At 46.4% G+C, this 20,054-nt stretch carries 20 protein-coding genes; 15 read left to right on the top strand and 5 right to left on the bottom strand.

Annotated elements, in window-relative coordinates; translation table 11 throughout:
- Window positions 1-64 precede the first annotated feature (64 nt).
- The 4 genes from JGK14_RS08305 (at window position 65) to vapB (ending at window position 2,301) form a co-directional block, all read left to right on the top strand.
- Window positions 65-1,198, top strand: a complete 1,134-nt coding sequence (locus JGK14_RS08305) for an acyltransferase family protein (protein ID WP_293205860.1) — start codon at window positions 65-67, stop codon at window positions 1,196-1,198.
- 110 nt (window positions 1,199-1,308) lie between these two features.
- Complete coding sequence (locus tag JGK14_RS08310) at window positions 1,309-1,683, top strand: hypothetical protein (RefSeq protein ID WP_293185641.1); 375 nt, start codon at window positions 1,309-1,311, stop codon at window positions 1,681-1,683.
- Window positions 1,684-1,700: 17 nt separating this feature from the next.
- Window positions 1,701-2,036, top strand: coding sequence for a hypothetical protein (locus JGK14_RS08315; RefSeq protein ID WP_293185639.1), 336 nt, complete (start codon window positions 1,701-1,703; stop codon window positions 2,034-2,036).
- A 52-nt stretch (window positions 2,037-2,088) separates the two neighbouring features.
- Window positions 2,089-2,301: a type II toxin-antitoxin system VapB family antitoxin gene (gene vapB, locus JGK14_RS08320; RefSeq protein ID WP_293185637.1), complete on the top strand. Its 213-nt coding sequence runs from the start codon at window positions 2,089-2,091 to the stop codon at window positions 2,299-2,301.
- Between the two features lie 7 nt (window positions 2,302-2,308).
- On the opposite strand, the gene JGK14_RS08325 is transcribed toward vapB, so the two are convergent.
- The gene (locus JGK14_RS08325) at window positions 2,309-2,890 is read right to left on the bottom strand and encodes a GNAT family N-acetyltransferase (protein WP_293185635.1); all 582 of its coding nucleotides are present in this window, start codon (window positions 2,888-2,890) and stop codon (window positions 2,309-2,311) included.
- 380 nt (window positions 2,891-3,270) lie between these two features.
- Here JGK14_RS08325 and JGK14_RS08330 point away from each other — a divergent pair, with 380 nt between their 5' ends.
- Genes JGK14_RS08330 through clpP form a run of 3 tightly spaced genes read left to right on the top strand, consistent with a single transcriptional unit; the run spans window position 3,271 to window position 4,311 of the window.
- Window positions 3,271-3,492, top strand: a complete 222-nt coding sequence (locus tag JGK14_RS08330) for a DUF433 domain-containing protein (protein ID WP_293185633.1) — start codon at window positions 3,271-3,273, stop codon at window positions 3,490-3,492.
- A gap of 9 nt (window positions 3,493-3,501) precedes the next feature.
- Window positions 3,502-3,642 (top strand): hypothetical protein, encoded by a 141-nt coding sequence (locus JGK14_RS08335; protein WP_293185631.1) that lies wholly within the window; start codon window positions 3,502-3,504, stop codon window positions 3,640-3,642.
- A gap of 36 nt (window positions 3,643-3,678) precedes the next feature.
- A complete protein-coding gene (clpP, locus tag JGK14_RS08340; protein WP_293149808.1) occupies window positions 3,679-4,311 on the top strand; it encodes an ATP-dependent Clp endopeptidase proteolytic subunit ClpP in 633 nt (210 codons plus the stop codon).
- Between the two features lie 565 nt (window positions 4,312-4,876).
- Here clpP and JGK14_RS08345 read toward each other — a convergent pair.
- The gene (locus JGK14_RS08345) at window positions 4,877-5,896 is read right to left on the bottom strand and encodes a hypothetical protein (RefSeq protein WP_325314951.1); all 1,020 of its coding nucleotides are present in this window, start codon (window positions 5,894-5,896) and stop codon (window positions 4,877-4,879) included.
- Between the two features lie 510 nt (window positions 5,897-6,406).
- Window positions 6,407-6,589, bottom strand: a complete 183-nt coding sequence (locus JGK14_RS08350) for a hypothetical protein (protein ID WP_293190355.1) — start codon at window positions 6,587-6,589, stop codon at window positions 6,407-6,409.
- Between the two features lie 188 nt (window positions 6,590-6,777).
- Between JGK14_RS08350 and JGK14_RS08355 the strand changes: the two genes are divergently transcribed.
- The 5 genes from JGK14_RS08355 (at window position 6,778) to JGK14_RS08375 (ending at window position 11,962) form a co-directional block, all read left to right on the top strand.
- Window positions 6,778-9,147, top strand: a complete 2,370-nt coding sequence (locus JGK14_RS08355; protein ID WP_293186356.1) for a ribonuclease R family protein — start codon at window positions 6,778-6,780, stop codon at window positions 9,145-9,147.
- A 333-nt stretch (window positions 9,148-9,480) separates the two neighbouring features.
- Window positions 9,481-10,098, top strand: a complete 618-nt coding sequence (locus JGK14_RS08360; RefSeq protein ID WP_293190357.1) for a flavin prenyltransferase UbiX — start codon at window positions 9,481-9,483, stop codon at window positions 10,096-10,098.
- Window positions 10,062-10,232, top strand: a complete 171-nt coding sequence (locus JGK14_RS08365; protein ID WP_293205858.1) for a hypothetical protein — start codon at window positions 10,062-10,064, stop codon at window positions 10,230-10,232. The genes JGK14_RS08360 and JGK14_RS08365 overlap by 37 nt, the downstream gene beginning before the upstream one ends.
- 238 nt (window positions 10,233-10,470) lie before the next feature.
- The gene (locus JGK14_RS08370) at window positions 10,471-11,346 is read left to right on the top strand and encodes a LapA family protein (RefSeq protein ID WP_293186343.1); all 876 of its coding nucleotides are present in this window, start codon (window positions 10,471-10,473) and stop codon (window positions 11,344-11,346) included.
- Between the two features lie 22 nt (window positions 11,347-11,368).
- Window positions 11,369-11,962 carry a shikimate kinase gene (locus JGK14_RS08375; protein ID WP_293186345.1) on the top strand — a complete coding sequence of 198 codons (594 nt, stop codon included), beginning with the start codon at window positions 11,369-11,371 and terminating at the stop codon, window positions 11,960-11,962.
- Window positions 11,963-12,841: 879 nt separating this feature from the next.
- Here the strand turns inward: JGK14_RS08375 and JGK14_RS08380 are convergent.
- The gene (locus tag JGK14_RS08380; RefSeq protein ID WP_293186347.1) at window positions 12,842-13,285 is read right to left on the bottom strand and encodes a hypothetical protein; all 444 of its coding nucleotides are present in this window, start codon (window positions 13,283-13,285) and stop codon (window positions 12,842-12,844) included.
- 201 nt (window positions 13,286-13,486) lie between these two features.
- The gene (locus tag JGK14_RS08385; RefSeq protein ID WP_293149705.1) at window positions 13,487-13,891 is read right to left on the bottom strand and encodes an NIL domain-containing protein; all 405 of its coding nucleotides are present in this window, start codon (window positions 13,889-13,891) and stop codon (window positions 13,487-13,489) included.
- Window positions 13,892-14,068: 177 nt separating this feature from the next.
- On the opposite strand from JGK14_RS08385, the gene JGK14_RS08390 reads away from it, so the two are divergent.
- From JGK14_RS08390 to JGK14_RS08400, 3 genes are all read left to right on the top strand, one after another.
- Entirely contained in the window at window positions 14,069-14,665 is a 597-nt protein-coding gene (locus tag JGK14_RS08390) for a thioredoxin family protein (protein ID WP_293186349.1), read from the top strand.
- A gap of 547 nt (window positions 14,666-15,212) precedes the next feature.
- Window positions 15,213-18,434, top strand: a complete 3,222-nt coding sequence (locus JGK14_RS08395) for an efflux RND transporter permease subunit (RefSeq protein WP_293324986.1) — start codon at window positions 15,213-15,215, stop codon at window positions 18,432-18,434.
- Window positions 18,435-18,845: 411 nt separating this feature from the next.
- Window positions 18,846-20,018, top strand: coding sequence for a TRC40/GET3/ArsA family transport-energizing ATPase (locus JGK14_RS08400; RefSeq protein ID WP_293186475.1), 1,173 nt, complete (start codon window positions 18,846-18,848; stop codon window positions 20,016-20,018).
- The last annotated feature ends 36 nt before the right edge of the window (window positions 20,019-20,054 follow it).

The raw sequence follows: 20,054 nt of genomic DNA on the forward strand, positions 1-20,054 counted from the left end.
GGCATCAGCTAAGACAGTGAACAGTGAACAGTGAACAGTGAACAGTGAACAAATAACTTAATTTATGCGATTAAAATCTCTTGATGTTTTTCGCGGAATTGCGATCGCCTCAATGATTCTAGTGAACAACCCCGGCAGTTGGAAACAGGTGTATCCGCCGCTAGATCACGCAGAATGGCACGGGTGCACCCCGACAGACTTGGTATTTCCCTTTTTTCTGTTCATCGTTGGCTGTGCGATGTCCTTCTCGCTGTCAAAATATACTGAAACTACTACAAAAATAGAAACAAATATTTATTGGCGAATTGCGCGGCGGGCGGCGATTTTATTTGTATTAGGATTGCTGCTAAATACATCTTCGATCGCCCTTGACGTACTTTTGAACGGCGCCCCAGTGGAAAATTTCGGTAAAATCAGGATTATGGGAGTATTGCAGCGCATCGGTTTAGCGTATTTCATTAGTGCGATCGCGATTCTGAACCTTTCCCCCCGCAATCAAAAACTGCTCGCTGTTGCGGTGCTTTTAGGCTATTGGGGCGTATTATTCGTATTTGCTGTAGGGGGGTACACTGAATACGCACTGACGCCAGAGGGATATTTGGGTGGATATGTCGATCGGCTAATTCTGGGTAGCCAACACCTCTACAAAGGCGGCCCCTTCGATCCTGAAGGACTGTTGAGTACGTTACCAGCAGTTGTCACAGTTTTGTCTGGCTATTTTACAGGGGAATGGCTGCGCGTGCAGCCAATCAAAACCCGGACGAGTTTAAATTTAGTAATTAGTGGATTGTGTTGCTTAGTAATTGGTCATTTGTGGGGATTTTTATTTCCGATCAACAAACAATTGTGGACGAGTTCCTTTGTGGTTTTTACCGCTGGTTGGGCGTTGCTATTGCTAGCGGCTTGCTACGAAACAATAGAAGTGCGAAATTGGAAATGGGGATGGCCGTTTGAAATCATGGGATTGAATGCAATTTTCTTGTTTGTTGCCTCTGGTATTGTCGCTAGACTTTTGTTAAAAACTCATATCGGCATTGGTAAAACTGCTCCAACAACTTACACTTGGATTTATGAAAACTGGTTTGTGCCTTGGGCTGGGCCGTTGAATGGTTCTCTGGCTTTTGCAGTGACGGCGGTATTGTGTTGGTGGTTGATTTTGTATGGAATGTACCGTCGAGGTTGGGTGATTAAAATTTGAATTGTGGCTTGTTAAACAAGTGAGTTCGTTGATAAGTTGTGAACAACGAGTCTTGACAGTCAAAAGCTGTTTGTAGTATAATAGTTGTATATTTTTTTACGGTTTTTAACGTGGATATTCTAATTGAGTCAACAAGGGAATTTGAGAAAGATATTGCGCTGCTAAATGAAGATGAGAAAGCCGCAGTAATTCAAAAAATTAATTATTGTGCCAGCCTTTTTCCTACTCAAAAATCAAATGTGTATCGCAAGCTGCGTCGTCTCCCGCTATCGTCAGACCTGAATGGTTACGAGTCTTCGCTTTATACGCTACGAATTTCTCAAAAACTAAGAGTGGTTTTGGCGGTTGACGAAGACCCTATTTTTGGGCAAGCTATTTTTACTCTTTTTCGAGCAGTTCTACACGACGAACTCGATCGAGCATATAACGATGTAGCAGAGTCTTTGTATCAAGACCTACTTCAGGGCGATCGAGAAACTGCCTAGATATCATCAGCTTGGTTATGGCACAAAATCTTACTCTATGCGATGAATATGGCATTATTTACGAAGCTATGAAAATTTTGCCAGATGATGAGCTAAAGATTAGTTTTCTGGAAGCTTTAGCAGAACTTGAAGACCAGGAATGTCACAGAACGAGACAATTTCCCAAAACGAGACTGCATAAAGTTAAAGGTGTGAAGCAGGCAGTTTATCGCGCTGATATTGATAAAGTCTCAGGCTGGCGCATCCACGTTCAGTACGTCAATGGACAGATTCATCTTAAGGATATTATTGAAGGGCAAAGACACGACAATGTAATTGAGGTGATAAAATCCAAGAAGTCACGCTACCAGTAACTCTCAATTTTACCAAAATGTTTTTACTGAAGACAGCTAAGGAGAAGAAACAATGATACAGCCAGTGATTTTAGAAAAATTAGAAGAACTACCAGAGTCTTTTCAGACAGAGGTGCTTCATTACATCGAGTTTTTGATTGAGAAGTACGCTCAAAAATCTCCTCAAGAAAAACCACCGAAAAAGCGTCGTGTTGCAGGAACGATGGAAGGTATGATTATCATGGCAGATGATTTCGATGAGCCGCTTGAGGAAACGATCGACTAAAAAACCCTCAAAGGACTGCTCCATCTAGTTGTTGTACCCCTGGAACACACCAATCGTTTCGCAAAATTGCCCACAATGCCACGTCCTCAAACATCCCCCATTTTCGTACTCGTTGGCGCAGCATCCCTTCGTACACAAGCCCATTTTTTCGCAAAACTTGCCCGGAACTTGGATTTCTAATCATGTGGTAAGCGTAGAGTCGATTGAGTTCTAATTCTTCAAATCCAAATCGCAGCACTGGTTTTAAGGCTTCGCTCATATATCCCTGTCCCCACGCTTCAACGGCCAACCAAAAACTCAATTCAGCCTGAGAATGCTCTCGTTCAATGTCTCGAATTTCAATGATTCCGTTAAACTTCTTTTCAAATCTCTGCTCCATGACAAAGGTGACAGAATGCCCCGCTTCAAACTCAGCCTTTTGTCGAGCAATGTATCGCTCAGCTTCGCCATCGGGATAGGGATGAGGAATTGAAATCATGGTGTCAGCAATCTGACGAACACTAGCAGCAGCCTGGATTGAGGATAAATCTGCGCTAATGAGCGGACGCAAAATTAATCGATCTGTCAGTAGTTTAAATTGAGCGCTCATGAAACTATCCAACTGTGACTCTTTTCTGTTATGGCACCCATTTGGGATCTGTTCTTAAAATATCAGGCCCAGGGTCAATCCGTCTTAACTAAATACCATTTATAAAAAGTCTTGTTACACAACAATTTTTTGGGTTGTTTGTTGAACGATTGTGTAAGGTGCGTCGCGATCGAGATTGTCGCTCTTTTCTTAGGGATTTTCGATCGCGACACACCCTACGAATACTTGACTGCGGACCGATCGACTAAAATCGATATATAGCCTTTCTCACATTCACGAGGTACAAGTCTTGACCTGAAAAGCTTTACGCTGTAAAGGTTCCAACATATCTTGGCATACCTCATCTTTCTAAAAAAGGCTATATTCAAAATACGTAAGCGATGATGAACCCCAGATTACCTATACCGATCGTTCATAGCGACCCCGACATTTTAGGCGGAACTCCTGTCTTTATCGGCACTCGCGTCCCGATGAAGACTTTGCTTGATTATCTCGAAGCTGGTGATTCGCTCAACGAGTTTCTCGACCATTTCCCTAGTGTCAGCCGCGAACAAGCGATCGTACTTCTCGCCACGATCCGATCGCCGCACAACAACATTTAACATTGATTGATGTCCGCTTCCTCAAGATCGATCGCCCGCCCGATCGGAAATCCGATCGCCCGCCCGACACATTTTCCACAAATTAACAGCCCAACCCTGCCAAACTCAACGATTTTAGCGATTTGCCGATCGCCCGCCACCGCACCCTAACTATAAATGAGCCCAAATCGCTAAAATAAAAAAAAGATACGTAATAGGCAGGCCCGTTCAATGATCCCAACAGTTATAGAACAATCCGGTCGCGGCGAACGCGCCTTTGACATTTACTCGCGACTCCTGCGCGATCGCATCGTCTTCTTGGGCCAACAGGTTGACTCCGACTTAGCCAACCTGATTGTTGCTCAATTGCTATTTTTAGACGCCGAAGATCCAGAGAAAGACATTTACCTCTATATCAACTCCCCAGGAGGATCGGTAACAGCAGGTATGGGCATTTTTGACACGATGAACCACATCCGCCCCGACATTTGCACTATTTGTCTTGGTTTGGCCGCCAGCATGGGCGCTTTTCTGCTGAGTGCGGGCGCTAAAGGCAAGCGCATGAGTTTGCCTCACTCCCGGATTATGATCCACCAACCTCTGGGCGGAGCTCAAGGACAAGCTACCGATATTGAAATTCAGGCGAAAGAGATTTTGTACCACAAACAGCGCCTGAATCAATTTTTGGCAGATCATACCGGTCAGCCGCTTTCCCGCATTGAAGAAGATACCGAACGCGATTTCTTTATGTCGGCTGAAGAAGCAAAGGACTATGGTTTAGTCGATCAAGTGATCGATCGCCGTCCTTCTGCTAGCCGCCCGATCGCTGCTGTGGCGTAAATAGTCCTAGACGCACGGGTAGTCAGAAACCGGGTTTTTTGCGAAAATCCTTCGTTGTAGTCCACAGATTAAGTAAAAAACCCGGTTTCTTTGGCCGGAAGCATCTCAGCTTTGCAAAAAGCATTTTTTTTTATAGTGCGAGCTGTCGCGAGCTCGCGTATTCTACAACTCGCGAGCGGGGACGCTCGTTGTAATCCACAGATTAAGTAAAAAACCCGGTTTCTTTGGCCGGAAGCATCTCAGCTTTGCAAAAAGCATTTTTTTTTATAGTGCTGTCCCCGCTCGCGTATTCTACAACTCGCGAGCGGGGACAGCACTATAAATGCCAAACTGAGATGCCCCCCCTTTGGCCTCAATTCGTCCAGAACTGGTAAATTAAAAATTAAAAATGGAGAATATTTCCCTGTTTTTAATTTTTAATTTTTATGAACCGCTCAATTACTGTTAATAAAAACAGTTTATAGTGATTCACTAAAGTCCGCAAGAAAGAAGGACTGAAGTCCTCACTACAAACCTGCAAGAAAGAAGGACTAAAGTCCTCACTACAAACCTATTTTCCTGATTGTTAAGGTAAAGATTCGAGATATTGCAGGAAGTCGAACAATTCTTCTCTATTTAAGAAATGTCGTGCTTCTTTGCCGTAACCTTGTTTGAGATAATCTTTTCCTTGGTTGGCTGTCCATCCCAATCTCTTGATTTCTTCGGTGGTTCTGCTGTAGATTTCTAGATATTCTAGGAAATCTGCCAACTGTTCGCTAGCAAGTTCTCTCTGCGATGACTTGCCATAATTTTGTTCGAGACAGTCGGTTTCCTGTTTTTTTGTCCATCGCAGCCGTTTGAGAATTGCGTCTATTTGGGCGATCGTATCAGAATCATCTTCGATCGCATCGCTGGGAATTCCTACCGCGATCGGTTGCAATTCCCGGACTTCGGCCGCACCTTGCGACAGTTCGCTTTGGCTAGTATTTGGCACTTCCAATTCTGGAAGCGGTTCGCCGTAGCTGGAAGACAGCCAAGCGTCCGAGTCTAACTGCTTCGGTACAAATCCCACCGCCGGAGGTAAATCGACTGTTGGCGGCAAAGGTTCCGCTACAGGTGCGATCATCGGCTCTGCATTTAATTTGGTTTCCCTATTGACCAAATTGCTTTGATGTGGTAGTGCAACTTTGTCTGGAACAGGCATTTCTAAAACCGGAAGCGGAGCAAGGGCTGGCGGAACGGGAACGGGAACGGGAACAACAGGAGGGGGGGCTACGGGAACGGGAACAACCGGAGCCGGAGCCGGAACGGGAACAACAGCAACCGGAGCCGGAACGGGAACAGCAGCAACCGAAGCCGGAGCCGGAGCCGGAACGGGAACAGCAGCAACCGGAGCCGGAGCAGCAGCAAATGCGAGGACAGCAATCGCTCGCGATCGGGCGCGGTCTTCAGCATCCTCAACAGACTCAGCAGCGGACATACCAGTAGCGAGAGTTTTGCCGTCAACCTGAACCAGACAGCGAACCACAAACTTACCGTGATGAATAGTCAGCAACTCACAGATCAACTGTCCAGCGGGATAAAGGGCGCGAAATTCAGCAAACATAATTTTTTGACCCCGAAACCAGAAGGGGCTGATGACTTAAGTTTAGTACAACCCAGAGAAAACATTTTTCTGAAAGCACATATTCAACATACAATAAATGTAAGGTGAATCATCCGCGCAACCTTTCACGCGACTAAACCCTATCCCACATCCGGCGGTTTAAGCTAACAAGCACCGGGGGTCATTTCTACCTATAGGAGATGACACAGCAACTAGGCAAAAGTAGTAAAAGTCTCCGGTTTTGTGTACCTTGCACTTTCTACAGCACAGATTGCTCCCTACCCTGAATTGCACCTCCGTCCGCAAGGGCAGAACGCTTGCAAAAAAAGGGGTATCGCAGCGGCGAGCTACTAGCAATTTTGCCTTGAGACGGTAAAATCTTTGGCTTTAGCACAAGGCAAGAGGCACTTCAAAAAGCAGAAGAAAGCAGGAAAAAGGCAGAAGGAAAAAGGCAGGAGGCCCAAATGCAAATTTTCTCCCTCTGCATCTCTCCATCTCCCGATCCAGGACTCAACCCGTCGCTTTCAGCATCGAGTCATCTTTTAAGAACCGACAGGGGCTTTCTACTTCGCGAAGAGCTCGGCGCTGCAAGCCAAAAGCAAAGGAACCAACGCTAAAAAATTGTATTGGGGAATAGGGTATGGGGTATTTGTCTGCACCATCATCTGTCATTTGCTGACAGACAGCAGACAATTAGCGACTGCTGGTGTGGGGAAATAATCTGAAAAAATCCCCGCGCACGGGTAGCACCGACTGTGCTGGTATCTCCACCTACTAACCCGCGCATTTGTTGGGAAGCAGGCACAGCGAGGGCAAGAAAGGGTGCGGCTGATTTCGCCAAAATTAGACTAATTGCTGGAAACAAGAGGATCGATCGCTACATGGAATTTTCTATCGCTGCACTGCTGGCAAATTTTACAGAAGACAAATTAGTGGCTCCCAAAGCACTAGAAAAAAAACTCGACTGCAATGATGAAACCAGTCAACTCAAACTTCAAATCGCATTAGAAGCTCTAGAGAAAATTGGCATATTAGTCAAAGACAAAGGCCGCTATCGTCGAGTAGCTGAAGATGACGTGGTAGAAGCAAAACTGCGCTGTTCGAGCAAAGGATTTTGCTTTGCGATTCAAGACGCTGAAGGCTCAGAAGACGTTTATGTGCGGGAAAGTCACCTCTCGACTGCTTGGAATGGCGATCGAGTTTTAGTCAAAATTATCAAAGAAGGTAGCCGCCGCCGATCGCCCGAAGGCGAAGTTATGCTGATCCTCGAACGCGCTAACCCCTCGGTACTGGCGCGAGTCAAGCAAACCGCCACCCCCACCGGCCGCGTCAGCTACAGAGCAATTCCCCTGGACGATCGCCTGTTGTTTGAACTAGACTTGCTCGCCAACGGTACAAATCTCCAAGAGGCGATCGACCATTTAGTACACGTCGAAGTCAAACGCTATCCCCTGGGAACCCACCGCCCAGTCGGGAAAGTAGTACAGGTACTCGGTTCCGACGCCGAAGCCGCCGACGACCTCGACATCGTATGCTGCAAGCACGACTTGCCGCGCTCCTTCCCCGCAGCCGTCATCAAAGCAGCCGAAAATTTGCCCAGCAAAGTCAAAAAAACCGACATCAAAAAACGGCTAGATTTGCGGAACATCTTGACTGTTACCTTCAGCAGAAATGAACCGATAGAAACCAACGGCGAAAATGATGCCCCGAAAACTCAGCAGGAAAGTTTCTCAGACGACGCAACCGAAAACGAGTTTGACCCGACCTCATTCCTCTCAGATCCGCCAATAGAACACGCATTGTCGATCGAAAGTCTGAAGTCCGGCGGCTGGCAAGTTGGAATCCACGTCACCGACGCCGCCGAGTACGTACAGCCCGAAACTCCCCTAGATCGCGAAGCCCGCAAACGAGGCACAGCAGCCCATTTGGGAGAAAAAATCATCGCCGTAGTGCCAGAACTCCTCAACGAGCGCTGCTCCCTGCTGCTAGACACCGAACGGCTGGCATTCAGCATCATGCTCACCCTAGACGAATCAGGAGAACTCCTAGAATACGAAATTCAAACCAGCGTCATTCACATTGACTACCAGCTAACCTACGAGCAAGCTCAAGCAATTATCGAACCAGGCTCCGATGCCGAAGATCCCGCTTTATCCTCCGCCCTCCGTCCTTTCCTCGCTCAAATCTCCGCAGCCTCAAAGGCTGCCAGACAGGCGAGGCTCAAGCGGGGAGCTTTTGAACTAAATTTGCCAGATGCTAACTCTCACTTCGACGACGAAGGCGAATTAGGAGCTTTTGCAACGGCTCCCGCCGCCCAGTCGGCAGTCTCGGAGTTGGTCGTACTTGCCAACGAAGCTGTCGCCACTCACCTGCAAGCCTTAGGAGTGCCAGCAATCTACCGCGTCCAACCGATGCCAGATCCAGCAGACATTCAAGAGTTCATCAAACTCTCCAACAACCTCGGAGGCGAACTGTATCTCGAAAACGAGGAAGAAGTTCTGCCCTTTGACTTCCAGCGATTTACCCAACAGTTTGCCGGCCTCAAGTCCGAAAGAGTTCTCACCTACCTGCTCGAAGACACGATGAAGCCCGCTGTTTACAGCACAACTCCCAAGCCGCACTTCGGTTTGGCCCTGTCAGATGGCTACACGCGCTGCACTTCGCCGCTTTCCCGCTACGCCGATTTGCTGGTGCTGCGGGTGTTGCACGCTGTGTTAGAGCAAGGCCGCAGCAGCCGCACAACTCGTGCGAAAGAAAAAGTCAACCTGCACCATTCCTCCTGTCACGGTCAAATTACTTGGAATGTCCTGCCGCCAGACTTGCACCACGAGTTTGAGACAGAGTTTGCAGCGGCGGTGGTACACCTGACGGAACGCGAAAGGGTTGCTGAGGATGCCGAAAGCGATTTGCAGGGATTGAAGAAAACTGGATTGATGAAAGAGCGCACCGGTCAAACTTTCCAGGGTTTGATTACAGGGGTGCAGTCTTACGGTTTCTTTGTGGAAATTGAGGTGCGGCCGCCGGAAAGTGAACTTTTGCGAGTTGAAGGGTTGGTGCACGTTTCTTCGCTGAAGGATGATTGGTATGAATATCGATCGCGCCAGCAAACTCTAGTTGGTCGCAAAAACCGCAATCAGTACCGTTTGGGCGATCGGGTAGAAGTTCAAGTTAAGAGCGTTGACTACTACCGCCAACAAATTGATTTAGTTGCTGTTGGCGGCGGCAGCCAAGCTTTTGATGATGAGGAATAGTCAGGTGACAGTTGACAGTTGACAGTTGACAGTTGACAGTTGACAGTTGATTTTCCTCAATACTTAGTTGTCATTGTCTAGCAACTAAGTATTGATAAATTGGGAGCAAACTATAGTCATAAATCATCCAAAAATAATTAACAACAGTCAACAGTCAACGGGAGCATCTCAGTTTTGATTTTATAGTGCTGTCCCCGCTCGCGATCTATCCAACTCGCGAGCTCTTAAGCTCGCACTGTGAAGAAATTGCTTTTTTGCAAAAGGTGAGATGCTCCCACAGTCAACTAATAACTAACAAATAACAACTAACAAATAACAACTAACAAATAACAAATGACAAATAACTACCCGCTGATTGTAGGAGTGACTGGAGCATCGGGACTGATTTACGCCGTGCGGACTTTAAAATATCTGTTGGAAGCCGATCGCGCCGTCGAACTGGTAGCATCAAAATCTACCTACATAGTTTGGCAAAGCGAACAGAACATCCGAATGCCCGCAGAACCGACTTTGCAAGAAGAATTCTGGCGAGAACAAGCAGGAGTACCCAATTCTGGCAAACTCCGGTGTCATCCCTGGCAAGATGTTGGTGCTAATATTGCTAGCGGATCGTTTCGCACCGAAGGGATGATGATTATTCCCTGTAGCATGAGTACACTAGGCAAGTTGGCGGCTGGCTTGAGCTCGGATTTACTCGAAAGAGCGGCCGACGTTCAGCTCAAGGAAGGGCGAAAATTGGTACTTGTACCTAGAGAAACCCCTTTTAGTTTGATTCACCTGCGGAATTTAACTACGTTGGCGGAAGCTGGAGCTAGAATAGTGCCAGCGATTCCTGCTTGGTATCACAATCCGCAAACTATTGAAGATTTGGTAGACTTTGTTGTGGCTCGGGCTTTAGATCAGTTGGGGGTTGATTGCGTTCCTCTCAAACGCTGGAAGGAAGAAGAGTAGTCAGTTGGCAGTTGGCAGTTGGCAGTTGGCAGTTGATAGTTGATAGTTGGCAGTTGGCAGTTGGCAGTTGGCAGTTGATAGTTGATAGTTGGCAGTTGGCAGTTGGCAGTTGGCAGTTGATAGTTGATAGTTGATAGTTGACAATAATCAATAATCAATAACCAATAACCATTACCAATTACCAATTACCAATTACCAATTACCAATTACCAATTACCAATTACCAATTACCAATTACCCATTACCAATTACCAATTACCAATTACCAATTACCAATTACCCATTACCAATTACCAATTACCAATTACCAATTACCCATTACCCATTACCAATTACCCATTACCAATTACCCATTACCAATTAAAATTTGATATGCGTCCTGTATTATTGCTCGTGATTGTGGTAGGGCTAACTATTTTTGCCTTACAAAATGTGGAGCCGGCATTATCGCTGGTATTTTTGGGAATTCGATCGCCCGCTTTACCCTTATCTATCTGGATTTTGCTCAGCATGGGGACGGGAGTTGTCACGTCTTTATTGATTTCTGCTTTGCTTTCCTTTTCAAATTACCTATCTCAAACACGAACTCCCAGCGGGCGCAACATTCGCAGCCGTGAGGCTGTCTCAGCAGACAGGAGAACAGCTTACGCGCCTCCTCCTCCTCCCAGAAAACAGGAGATTGACCCCGATTTTGAGACAGAAAATAGCCAAACTTCCGATCGAACTGAGTACGGGACACCGGCAGGCTACACTCCGCAGACTTTCCAACCAGAAACTCCAAACCCTGCTGTTGCCAAGAATTACAATCAACCGACAATTATTCAAGCCGCAGATGATGAAGATGATTGGGTTTCAGATGGCTCAAAATCGGTCTCTGGCGGCAGCGATGATGATTGGGGGGACGATCGCGATTTTGCCGATCGACCGCAGGTAAATGACGTTCCAGCAGCAAATCCGAGGGCTTACGAATCGAAGCAGGAACCAAAAAGCAAGTCTTGGGCTGGCTCAGTATACTCCTATGGCTATCGAGATCCCAGCAAGTCGGGGGTGGGACAAACAGAGTCTGTCTACGATGCAGAGTATCGAGTGCTGGTTCCCCCGCAAGATCCCATACCTCCAGGGGGTGGCGCCCAAGTACCCCAAAATCCTAGTGCAGACACAGAGGATGATTGGGGATTGGATGAGGATGATGTCTTTGATGAGGACGACTCACGTCCCAGCGACGGCCCGATTAACCTGAAAAAATAGCAAAATATTGGAGGATTTGGCGGTGGATTTGTTGAGGGGAGTTAATATCTATCTCGTCGGGATGATGGGTGTGGGCAAAACCACGGTGGGGCGGATTTTGGCAAGGGAATTAAAATACCGTTTTTTTGATACGGATGAACTAATTGTGCGAGTTGCTAATCAGTCAATTGCTGAGATTTTCGATCGCGAAGGCGAAGAGGCTTTTCGGGAATTAGAAACGAAAGTGCTCGGCGAATTGGCTGCTTATCAAAATTCGATCGTGGCTACGGGCGGCGGTATTGTTGCCCGATCGACAAATTGGGGTTACTTGCATTACGGTATAGTGGTTTGGCTGGATGTGCCGATAAACCAATTGTGCGATCGACTGCGATCGGACAGCACTCGGCCCCTACTGCGGGAGGGAGACCTCAAATCTAAGTTGGAAAGCCTTTTGAGCGAACGAGAGCGTTTCTACGCTCAAGCAGATGTCCGAGTTGGCATTTCCGGAGGCGAAAGGCCTGAAGAAGTTGCGCGTCGGGCGATCGAGGAAATCAAAAAAGTTCTAGAGGAAGGAAGAAGGAAGAAGGAAGAAGGAAGAGGGAAGTCGGAAGAAGAAAGCAACGGTTTCGACAATTAAAAACGTCCTAACCCTCTGGCTCGGTTGCTCGCTCGGATCTAAAACAGAGTCTGATATCAATTGAGACAGTCATAAAGCGGGTTTCTGGGAAAATAGCCGATTTTTGATGACTTGTGAATTCCGTAAAAATACTGATTTCTGGGTGAGTGTGTCGGTTTTACCACCGAATATTTGGGAATCAACCGGGTTTGAATAAATGTGGCGCGTAAGTTTTATTAAGTGTGAGGATTAAGCGATGGAGCTTTTGTGCAAAAACTAATGGCAGACTCGTCTGATGCGTTAAAGTCGGCTATTGAGTTCTCTCTAAAAATAAAATGGCCCCACCGCTGAAGGGCTGTAGGGCGCAAGGACAGTTAAACGCTAACCTCATTGTCGGAAAAATTAGCATTGATGTTATCCTCCTGTGTGACGATTTTGCGATCGTCCATTCACTCATCAATGCTCTCGTATCAAAAAATGTAACCCAAGATCGATCGAATTCAACCTGTCCTATTCTAAAAACAATACCTCATGCATTCTGACGAGCAGCTCCCTAAAGCTGCTTTTTTATTGGGATTTAGTTTTTGGCTGCCGGAGTTACGGATCTTGGGAATAAGATTTTGAACAACAGTCGCTACAGATTGATATTGCCATAGTGGTTTTCAGTTGCACTCCAGGTTCATTAATTGGTAATGGGGAATTGGGAATTGGTAATTGGTAATTGGGAAGCTCTACCTCATGAAATTTGAAAACTGCTAGAATTAAGGCCCGAAGACCTTAGTCGGGGGCGGTGGGTATTGAAAAAAACGATATGTATTTATTGATGAGCGATCGCATAATTTTGCGCTAAATATCCGTTGCGAGTTGTAGAATTTGGTTGGGTGAATTGCCCGTTCCTCATTAAGGTAATACTAGCCTGCCTGTTCTTGACAAAAACTCGATCGCTCCGCCCACCCCCAAACCAGTTAAAGAAATAGTAGCTAATATCGCAAAAGTCCGCCATCTTTGGTGCCCAAACATTTGAATATCTAGTCTTGCCAAAGCTCCGGCTGAAGTCAAGACTAAAACCGTCACAAAAAGGTGCATCCAGGTAACAACTATAACTGCCAAAAAAGCTCCTACAATAATCGAAATAAAAGCCCCACTATCACTCGAAAACCAGCGCATGAGCCATCTTTTTATCTCCTTCAGCGGGAATGACAACGCGATAGCTAACACTAAAACAGCAGCCACGGCGAAAAACCAAGTCAGGTGCGGGGGAATATCAAATTCAGATAATTTCCAGCCAAAAATGAAATAAGTAACAAAAAGTAGAGTTAAGGAAAACCAAGAATTTAGTTTCATTCGATATACAAATTAGGGGAACCAAGCAACATAAAGATGACCCCGCCCAAAAACGGTTATTTGCTTGCCGGCACTCATAATGGTCGATTCCAAAATTTTAGACTCATGCTTAAACTTCCAGATTCACGGCGCTACGAGTAAATCTAAAATTATTCAATCTAAAATCTAAAATCGGCTGACCCGATAAATTTGTGTGCGGGCTTAGAGGTTAGTAGAAATAGCTTGCACCGGACAAGTAGGGATGCACTGCTCGCAGACGATACAGCGCGATCGAGCAAACGTTAGTTTAAAGCTTTCTGGGTCAAGGGTCAAGGCTTCTGTCGGGCAAACCCCCGTGCACAAGCCGCAGTGAACGCAGGTATCTTCGTCGATGAGTATTTCCCTGCTGGCTAGGGAAACGCCGATATTTTGCGATCGCATCCAGTCGATCGCCGCTTCTAGTTGGTCAATGTCCCCTGATAACTCTAGCACCAGTTTGCCCACTTGATTCGGAGCCACCTGAGCGCGGATAATGTTGGCTGCAACATTAAAATCCTTGGCCAGTCGATAGGTGACAGGCATTTGGATCGATCGTTGTGGAAACGTCAGCGTTACCCGTTTTTTCACTGTTACCTCGGTAATTTACAAACACAATCTTTCTTATCTTATTGTTTTAGCGCACTTGCTCTAATTACTGGCCTCAGCCAATTTTTTGATGAGATTGGTCTGATTATCTCAAAATGTGGTATAATTTAAAGTGTTTATTAAAAATAAAAACATAGAAATAAGATCCCAATTTATTTTATGAGTCTTAATTCGCCCAACTCAACTCCTGCACCCGCAGATTCCGAAATAAATGCCGCCGCGCGCGTCAGAAACTTATTGATCGTATTAGCAGCGATCGCCCTTTCAGTATCCCTCTTCTTAGGAGTGCGAACTCAAACGCCATCAAGCAGTCTCACCGAAATGGCAAAAGCCTCCGCACCGATAGCAACAGCCTTAACAAACGGCAAGCCAACACTCATGGAATTTTACGCTGATTGGTGCGGTAGCTGTCAAGCAATGGCTAAGGACTTAAGCGCCATCAAACAGAAATATGCCGAACCAATGAATTTTGTCATGCTAAATGTAGACAATGACAAATGGCTGCCAGAAATCACCAAATATCGAGTAGATGGCATTCCACACTTTGTCTATTTGAATAATAAAGGCAGCAGCGTTGCTGAAACGATCGGCGAAACACCGCGCAGTATTATGGAAGATAATTTAGAGGCTTTAATTGCAGGAAAACCAATACCGCACTCGCAATCTTCCGGTCAAGTTTCTGATTTTACTCCCGCTACAGGCCCTGTAAAAACAAGCAGTTCAGACCCGCGCGCCCACGGAAGTCAAGTACAGTAAATTAAGGAAGAAGGAAGAGGGAACAGGCATCTTGCCTGTTGCTATTTGTGGGAGCATCTCAGTTTTGCATTTACAGTGCTGTCCCCGCACAGCAAAGCTTGTACAAGCTTTGCTGTGCGGGGACAGCACTACGATAAAAAATGCTTCTTGCAAAACTGAGATGCTCCCCTATTTGTGATAATGCAAGATGCTTGTTCCACAATCAATAAACATTCTTGTGGAACAGGCATCTTGCCTGTTCCTATTTGCGATAACTTACAGAAATTCAACAGCCGATCGCAACTTATGTCAATTTCGGTTGAGGGCGACTACCTCTAAAGGAATATTCAAAAAAACTTTATTTACATTTTATTGAATTTTATTATAATTGCAAAAAGTGGAGTGTAAATAGTCGATCGCTCCCAATCAACAATAAAATGCGATCGAAAAGAAGTTGGTCGCAATCCCCCGATTCATGCCTTCGCAGGCTGAGTGAGACCCTAAACTTTTCAATCTAAAATCGAATAATCCCCAATAGTCTAATCTAAAATCTCTAATCTAAAATCGCATGACAGCCGACAAACCCGGATTCAGCATTAGCAGCATCTCAATCCGCCGCCACATCGGCACTATAATGCTGACATTGGCGATCGTCGTAGTGGGCATTTTCTACATCACCCAACTGCCCGTTGACTTGCTACCCTCCATCACCTATCCCCGCATCAGCGTGCGCCTAGACGCACCGGGAGTCTCCCCAGAAGTCGCAGTTGACGAAATTACCCGCCCCCTCGAACAAGGACTTTCCGCCACAGAAGGAGTCACGCAAGTGTTTTCCCGCACCCGCGAAGGACAAGTCAGCGTCGATTTATTCTTCAAACCCGGCGGAGATATCAACCAAGCCCTCAACGACGCCACAGCCTCCGTCAACCGCATTCGCAACCGACTTCCCGATACCGTTGCATCCCCCACTCTATTTAAATTTGACCCTTCCCAACAGCCGGTTTACGAATTTGCGCTGACTTCAGACTCGCGCCAAGGCGTAGATTTGCGAGTATTCGCCGATGACGAATTAGCCAGGGAAATTAACGTAATTCCCGGAGTAGCTTCCGTTGACGTTTCCGGCGGCGTTCAAGAAGAAATTCAAGTTAATATTGACCTGAACCGGCTGCAAAGTTTAGGAGTTAATCTTAACGATGTTTTTAGTGCTTTGCGCGATCGCAATTTAGACACTTCCGGCGGCCGACTGCGCCAAGAATCCAACGAACCGCTGACTCGCACAATCGGTCGATTTAAAACAGCCGCCGAAATCAACAACCTTTCCTTTCAAATATCCGGTTCCAACCCGCCAAAACGAGTTTACCTGCGCGATTTTGCCAAAGTCAACGACGGCACAGAAGAACAGCGAGTCAAAGTTTTTCTCAATCAAAAACCCGCCGTTAAAATCAGCATTTTGAAACAGCCGGACGCCAACACAATTACTGTTGTAGACGGCGTAAAAAATCGCCTCAAACAAATGCAGGAATCCGGCTTAATTTCGGCAGACATGAAAGTAGTTACTACCTTAGACGAATCCCGCTTTATCCGCAATTCCTTAGCCGATGTAGCGAATGCGGGAATTTCCGGGGCCGTCTTGGCTGCGATCGCCGTTTTGTTCTTTTTAGGTTCCCTCAGACAAACGCTGATTATCTCTCTGACTATTCCCCTGTGTACTTTAGCTGCGATTATTTTAATGCGGCTGTTCGGCTTGTCGCTGAACTTGTTTAGTTTGGGCGGTTTAGCCTTGGGAATCGGTCAGGCAATTGACACCAGCGTAGTTATTTTAGAAAATATTGTAGTCGGTTTAAACAGCAACCCCGACCTCAAAAAAGGCAAAATCAAAAATCGCAAAGAACTCACAATAGAAGAGTCGGTAATGCGAAGTCAAGAAGTAGAATCAGCAATGGTTGCTTCCACGGCGGCGAACTTAGTATCGGTGCTGCCATTTTTGCTGATTGGCGGCTTCTTTTCCCTGCTATTTAGCGAATTAATTTTGACAATTTGCTTTGCAGTAGCAGCATCTTTGCTAGTAGCTGTAACTGTAGTACCGATGCTGACTTCTCGCTTGATGGGAATGTCTTATTCTAGCGGCGTCAGTCAATTCGGGCCGATAAAACATTTCAACCGCGGCTTTGAAAACGGCACGCGGGCTTACGGTGCGGTGCTGTCAAAAGTGCTGGGTTTGCGCTTAATTATCATTCCACTGGCTTTTATAATTTTAGGCTGCGGAACTTGGGTGATGGCAAGTCAAATTCCCCAGGAAATATTGCCAAGAATCAATACCAGCCAAGCCCGATTATTTGCTTTGTTTCCTCCCGGTACTAACTTGGAAACCAATCAAAAAGTAGTTGCAGCCGCCGATAAACTGCTGCTCGCACAGCCAGAAACCGAGTATACTTTAACCACAGCCGGAGGGCTGCTGTTCGGCAACAATACGATCGAGAATTTGCTCCGGGGAAGCAGCACGATTACGCTGAAAAAAGGCACAAATACGATCGCCTTTACGGAAAGAATGACTGAGGAATTAAGGAAAATAGACGTTCCAAAAGGCACTCGCCTGCGCTTAGTCCCAGAGGGAATCAGGGGTTTAGTGTTAACGAATTCCCCAGTCAGGGGCGGCGAAATTGATGTCATACTTCAGGGCCCAACCGAAAAATCATTGCAAGAAGCAGGCCGTAAGATATTAAAAGAATTGGATGAAAAGGTAAAATTAGCGCGGTTTCGGCCGGATGGAGACGCGCCGCAGTCGGAAGTGCAAATCCGTCCTGACTGGGAAAGAGCTTCTTTGTACGGGCTCAGTGCCCGAGACATTGGGGAGACGGTTCAAACAGCAATTGAAGGTTCTGTTCCGACTCAAGTGCAGCGGGGAAACCGTTTGGTAGACGTGCGCGTGCAGTTCGATCGCACTTCTGTCAAATCGATCGCCCAACTCGGACAAATTCCCTTATCTGGCAATAATAGCATCGTCCGTTTGAGCGATGTGGCAAAAATTGCGATCGGCCAAGCGCCGGGAGAAATTCAGCGTCTCAACCAGCGGCAAGTTTTCTTAGTTGTGGGAAACTTAAATCGCGGTGCAAGTTTGGGCGATGCTGTCAAACAAGTCGATGCAGTTTTATCAGAAATAAAGCTGCCGCCAGGAGTTACAATTGTGCCGAGTTCGGCTGCGGAAACCAACCAGCAATTGCAAACTTCTCTGAAACTTTTGGGCGGATTGGCGACTTTTTTAGTGTTTGTCGCGATGGCGGTACAGTACAATTCTCTAGTCGATCCGCTGGTGATTTTGCTGACAGTGCCGCTGGCGTTGGCTGGGGGTGTTTTCGGGCTGTACGTGACCAAAACTGCGATCGGGGCGACGGTGATGATCGGGGCAATTTTGCTCGTAGGAATTATCGTGAATAACGGCATTATTATGGTAGAATTAGCCAACCAAATTCGGGAAGACGAAAAGGTCGATCGCGCGACAGCAATTGTCAGGGCGGCACCTCAACGTTTGCGTCCGATTTTGATGACAACTATTACCACAGTTTTGGGTTTGTTTCCCCTCGCTTTGGGAATTGGAGAAGGTTCGGAGTTTCTGCAACCTTTGGGGGTTGTGGTGTTTTCGGGTTTGTCGCTGGCGACGCTGCTGACGCTGTTTATTATTCCGTGTTTTTATATTTTGCTGCACGATTTCTTTGGGATGTTTGGGGCGAAGAAGAAACCGCAAGCGGTTGCTGTTCCCGTGCAGAAGGCGGGGGGGAAAACTACGAATTGATGATAATTTAGTGCCAGCAAATACGCGCTTTACCGCAGTCCGGCAGGGGTTTAAACCCCTGCCTCAATATCTACAGTCGGTTAAAAACCGACTGTAGATATTGAGGGAAAGTGCGATGATTTTAGTTCTCTTCCAGAGGACTTTTGCTATGAGACAGGGGTTGAAAACCCCTGTCGGACTGGGAAACTTAGCAACAATACCAATACAGCATTTGATGTTAAGCGCGATCGCCCTTCACAAGATTTATCATCGCCCCCTATCATATTTCAAGCCTTTAAGCGACACCCCAGCCACCCCAGCCGACGCCCCACCAGTACCCCACAGACTGATATTTTGTAGCCTCAGTCTCATAAAGTTACATTCCGTTACAATAAAAAAGTAAACAGAACTTGCAGGCGAGCTCAAAAATCAATGCGCTTAATCTTAATGACCGGAAAAGGCGGCGTCGGGAAAACCTCCGTAGCCGCTGCTACAGGGCTGCGATGCGCCGAATTGGGATACAAAACCCTAGTGCTGAGCACAGATCCCGCCCACTCCTTGGCCGACAGCTTCGACATGGAGCTCGGACACGACGCCCGACTCGTAAAACCCAATTTGTGGGGAGCAGAATTGGATGCCCTCAGAGAATTAGAAGGCAACTGGGGAGCAGTAAAACGCTACATTAGTGAAGTTTTGAGAGCCCAGGGACTTGATGGCGTACAAGCTGAAGAACTAGCCATTTTGCCGGGAATGGACGAAATTTTCGGTTTGGTGCGGATGAAACGGCATTACGACGAGGGAATATATGATGTTTTAATTATCGATTCTGCTCCCACCGGCACAGCATTGCGGCTCTTGAGTTTGCCAGAAGTTGGCGGCTGGTACATGAGAAAATTTTACAAGCCATTGCAAGGCATATCAGCCGCCCTCAGACCTTTAGTTGAACCAATTTTTAGACCAATTGCGGGCTTTTCTTTGCCGAACAAAGAGGTGATGGATGCACCTTATGAATTTTATGAGCAAATCGAAGCTCTGGAAAAGATTTTAACTGACAATACTGTAACTTCGGTCAGGTTAATTACTAATCCCGAAAAAATGGTAATTAAAGAGTCTTTGCGCGCCCACGCTTATTTGAGTTTGTACAATGTTGCCACAGATTTAATCGTAGCAAATCGGATTATTCCCGAAGAAGTAACCGATCCCTTTTTCAAGCGCTGGAAAGAAAACCAGCAGCAGTACAAGCAGGAAATTCACGAGAACTTCCGGCCGCTACCAGTGAAAGAAGTGCCGCTTTATTCCGAAGAAATGTGCGGTTTGCCAGCCTTGGAACGCTTGAAAGAAACGCTTTACAAAGACGAAGATCCTAGCAAAGTTTATTACACAGAAAATACGATTAGGATTGTGCAGGACAACAATCAATATGTTCTAGAACTGTATTTGCCGGGAATTGCTAAGGATCAGATTCAGTTGAGCAAAACTGGTGATGAGTTGAATGTTCGGATTGGGAATCACCGCCGCAATATGGTATTGCCGCAAGCTTTAGCTGCACTGCAACCTTCCGGGGCGAAGATGGAGGATGATTATTTGAAGATTAAGTTTGCTTAATTTAACAGGACTTACGCAGGCACAATATAAATAGTT

Source organism: Microcoleus sp. PH2017_28_MFU_U_A (assembly GCF_020738035.1).
Lineage (GTDB): Bacteria > Cyanobacteriota > Cyanobacteriia > Cyanobacteriales > Microcoleaceae > Microcoleus.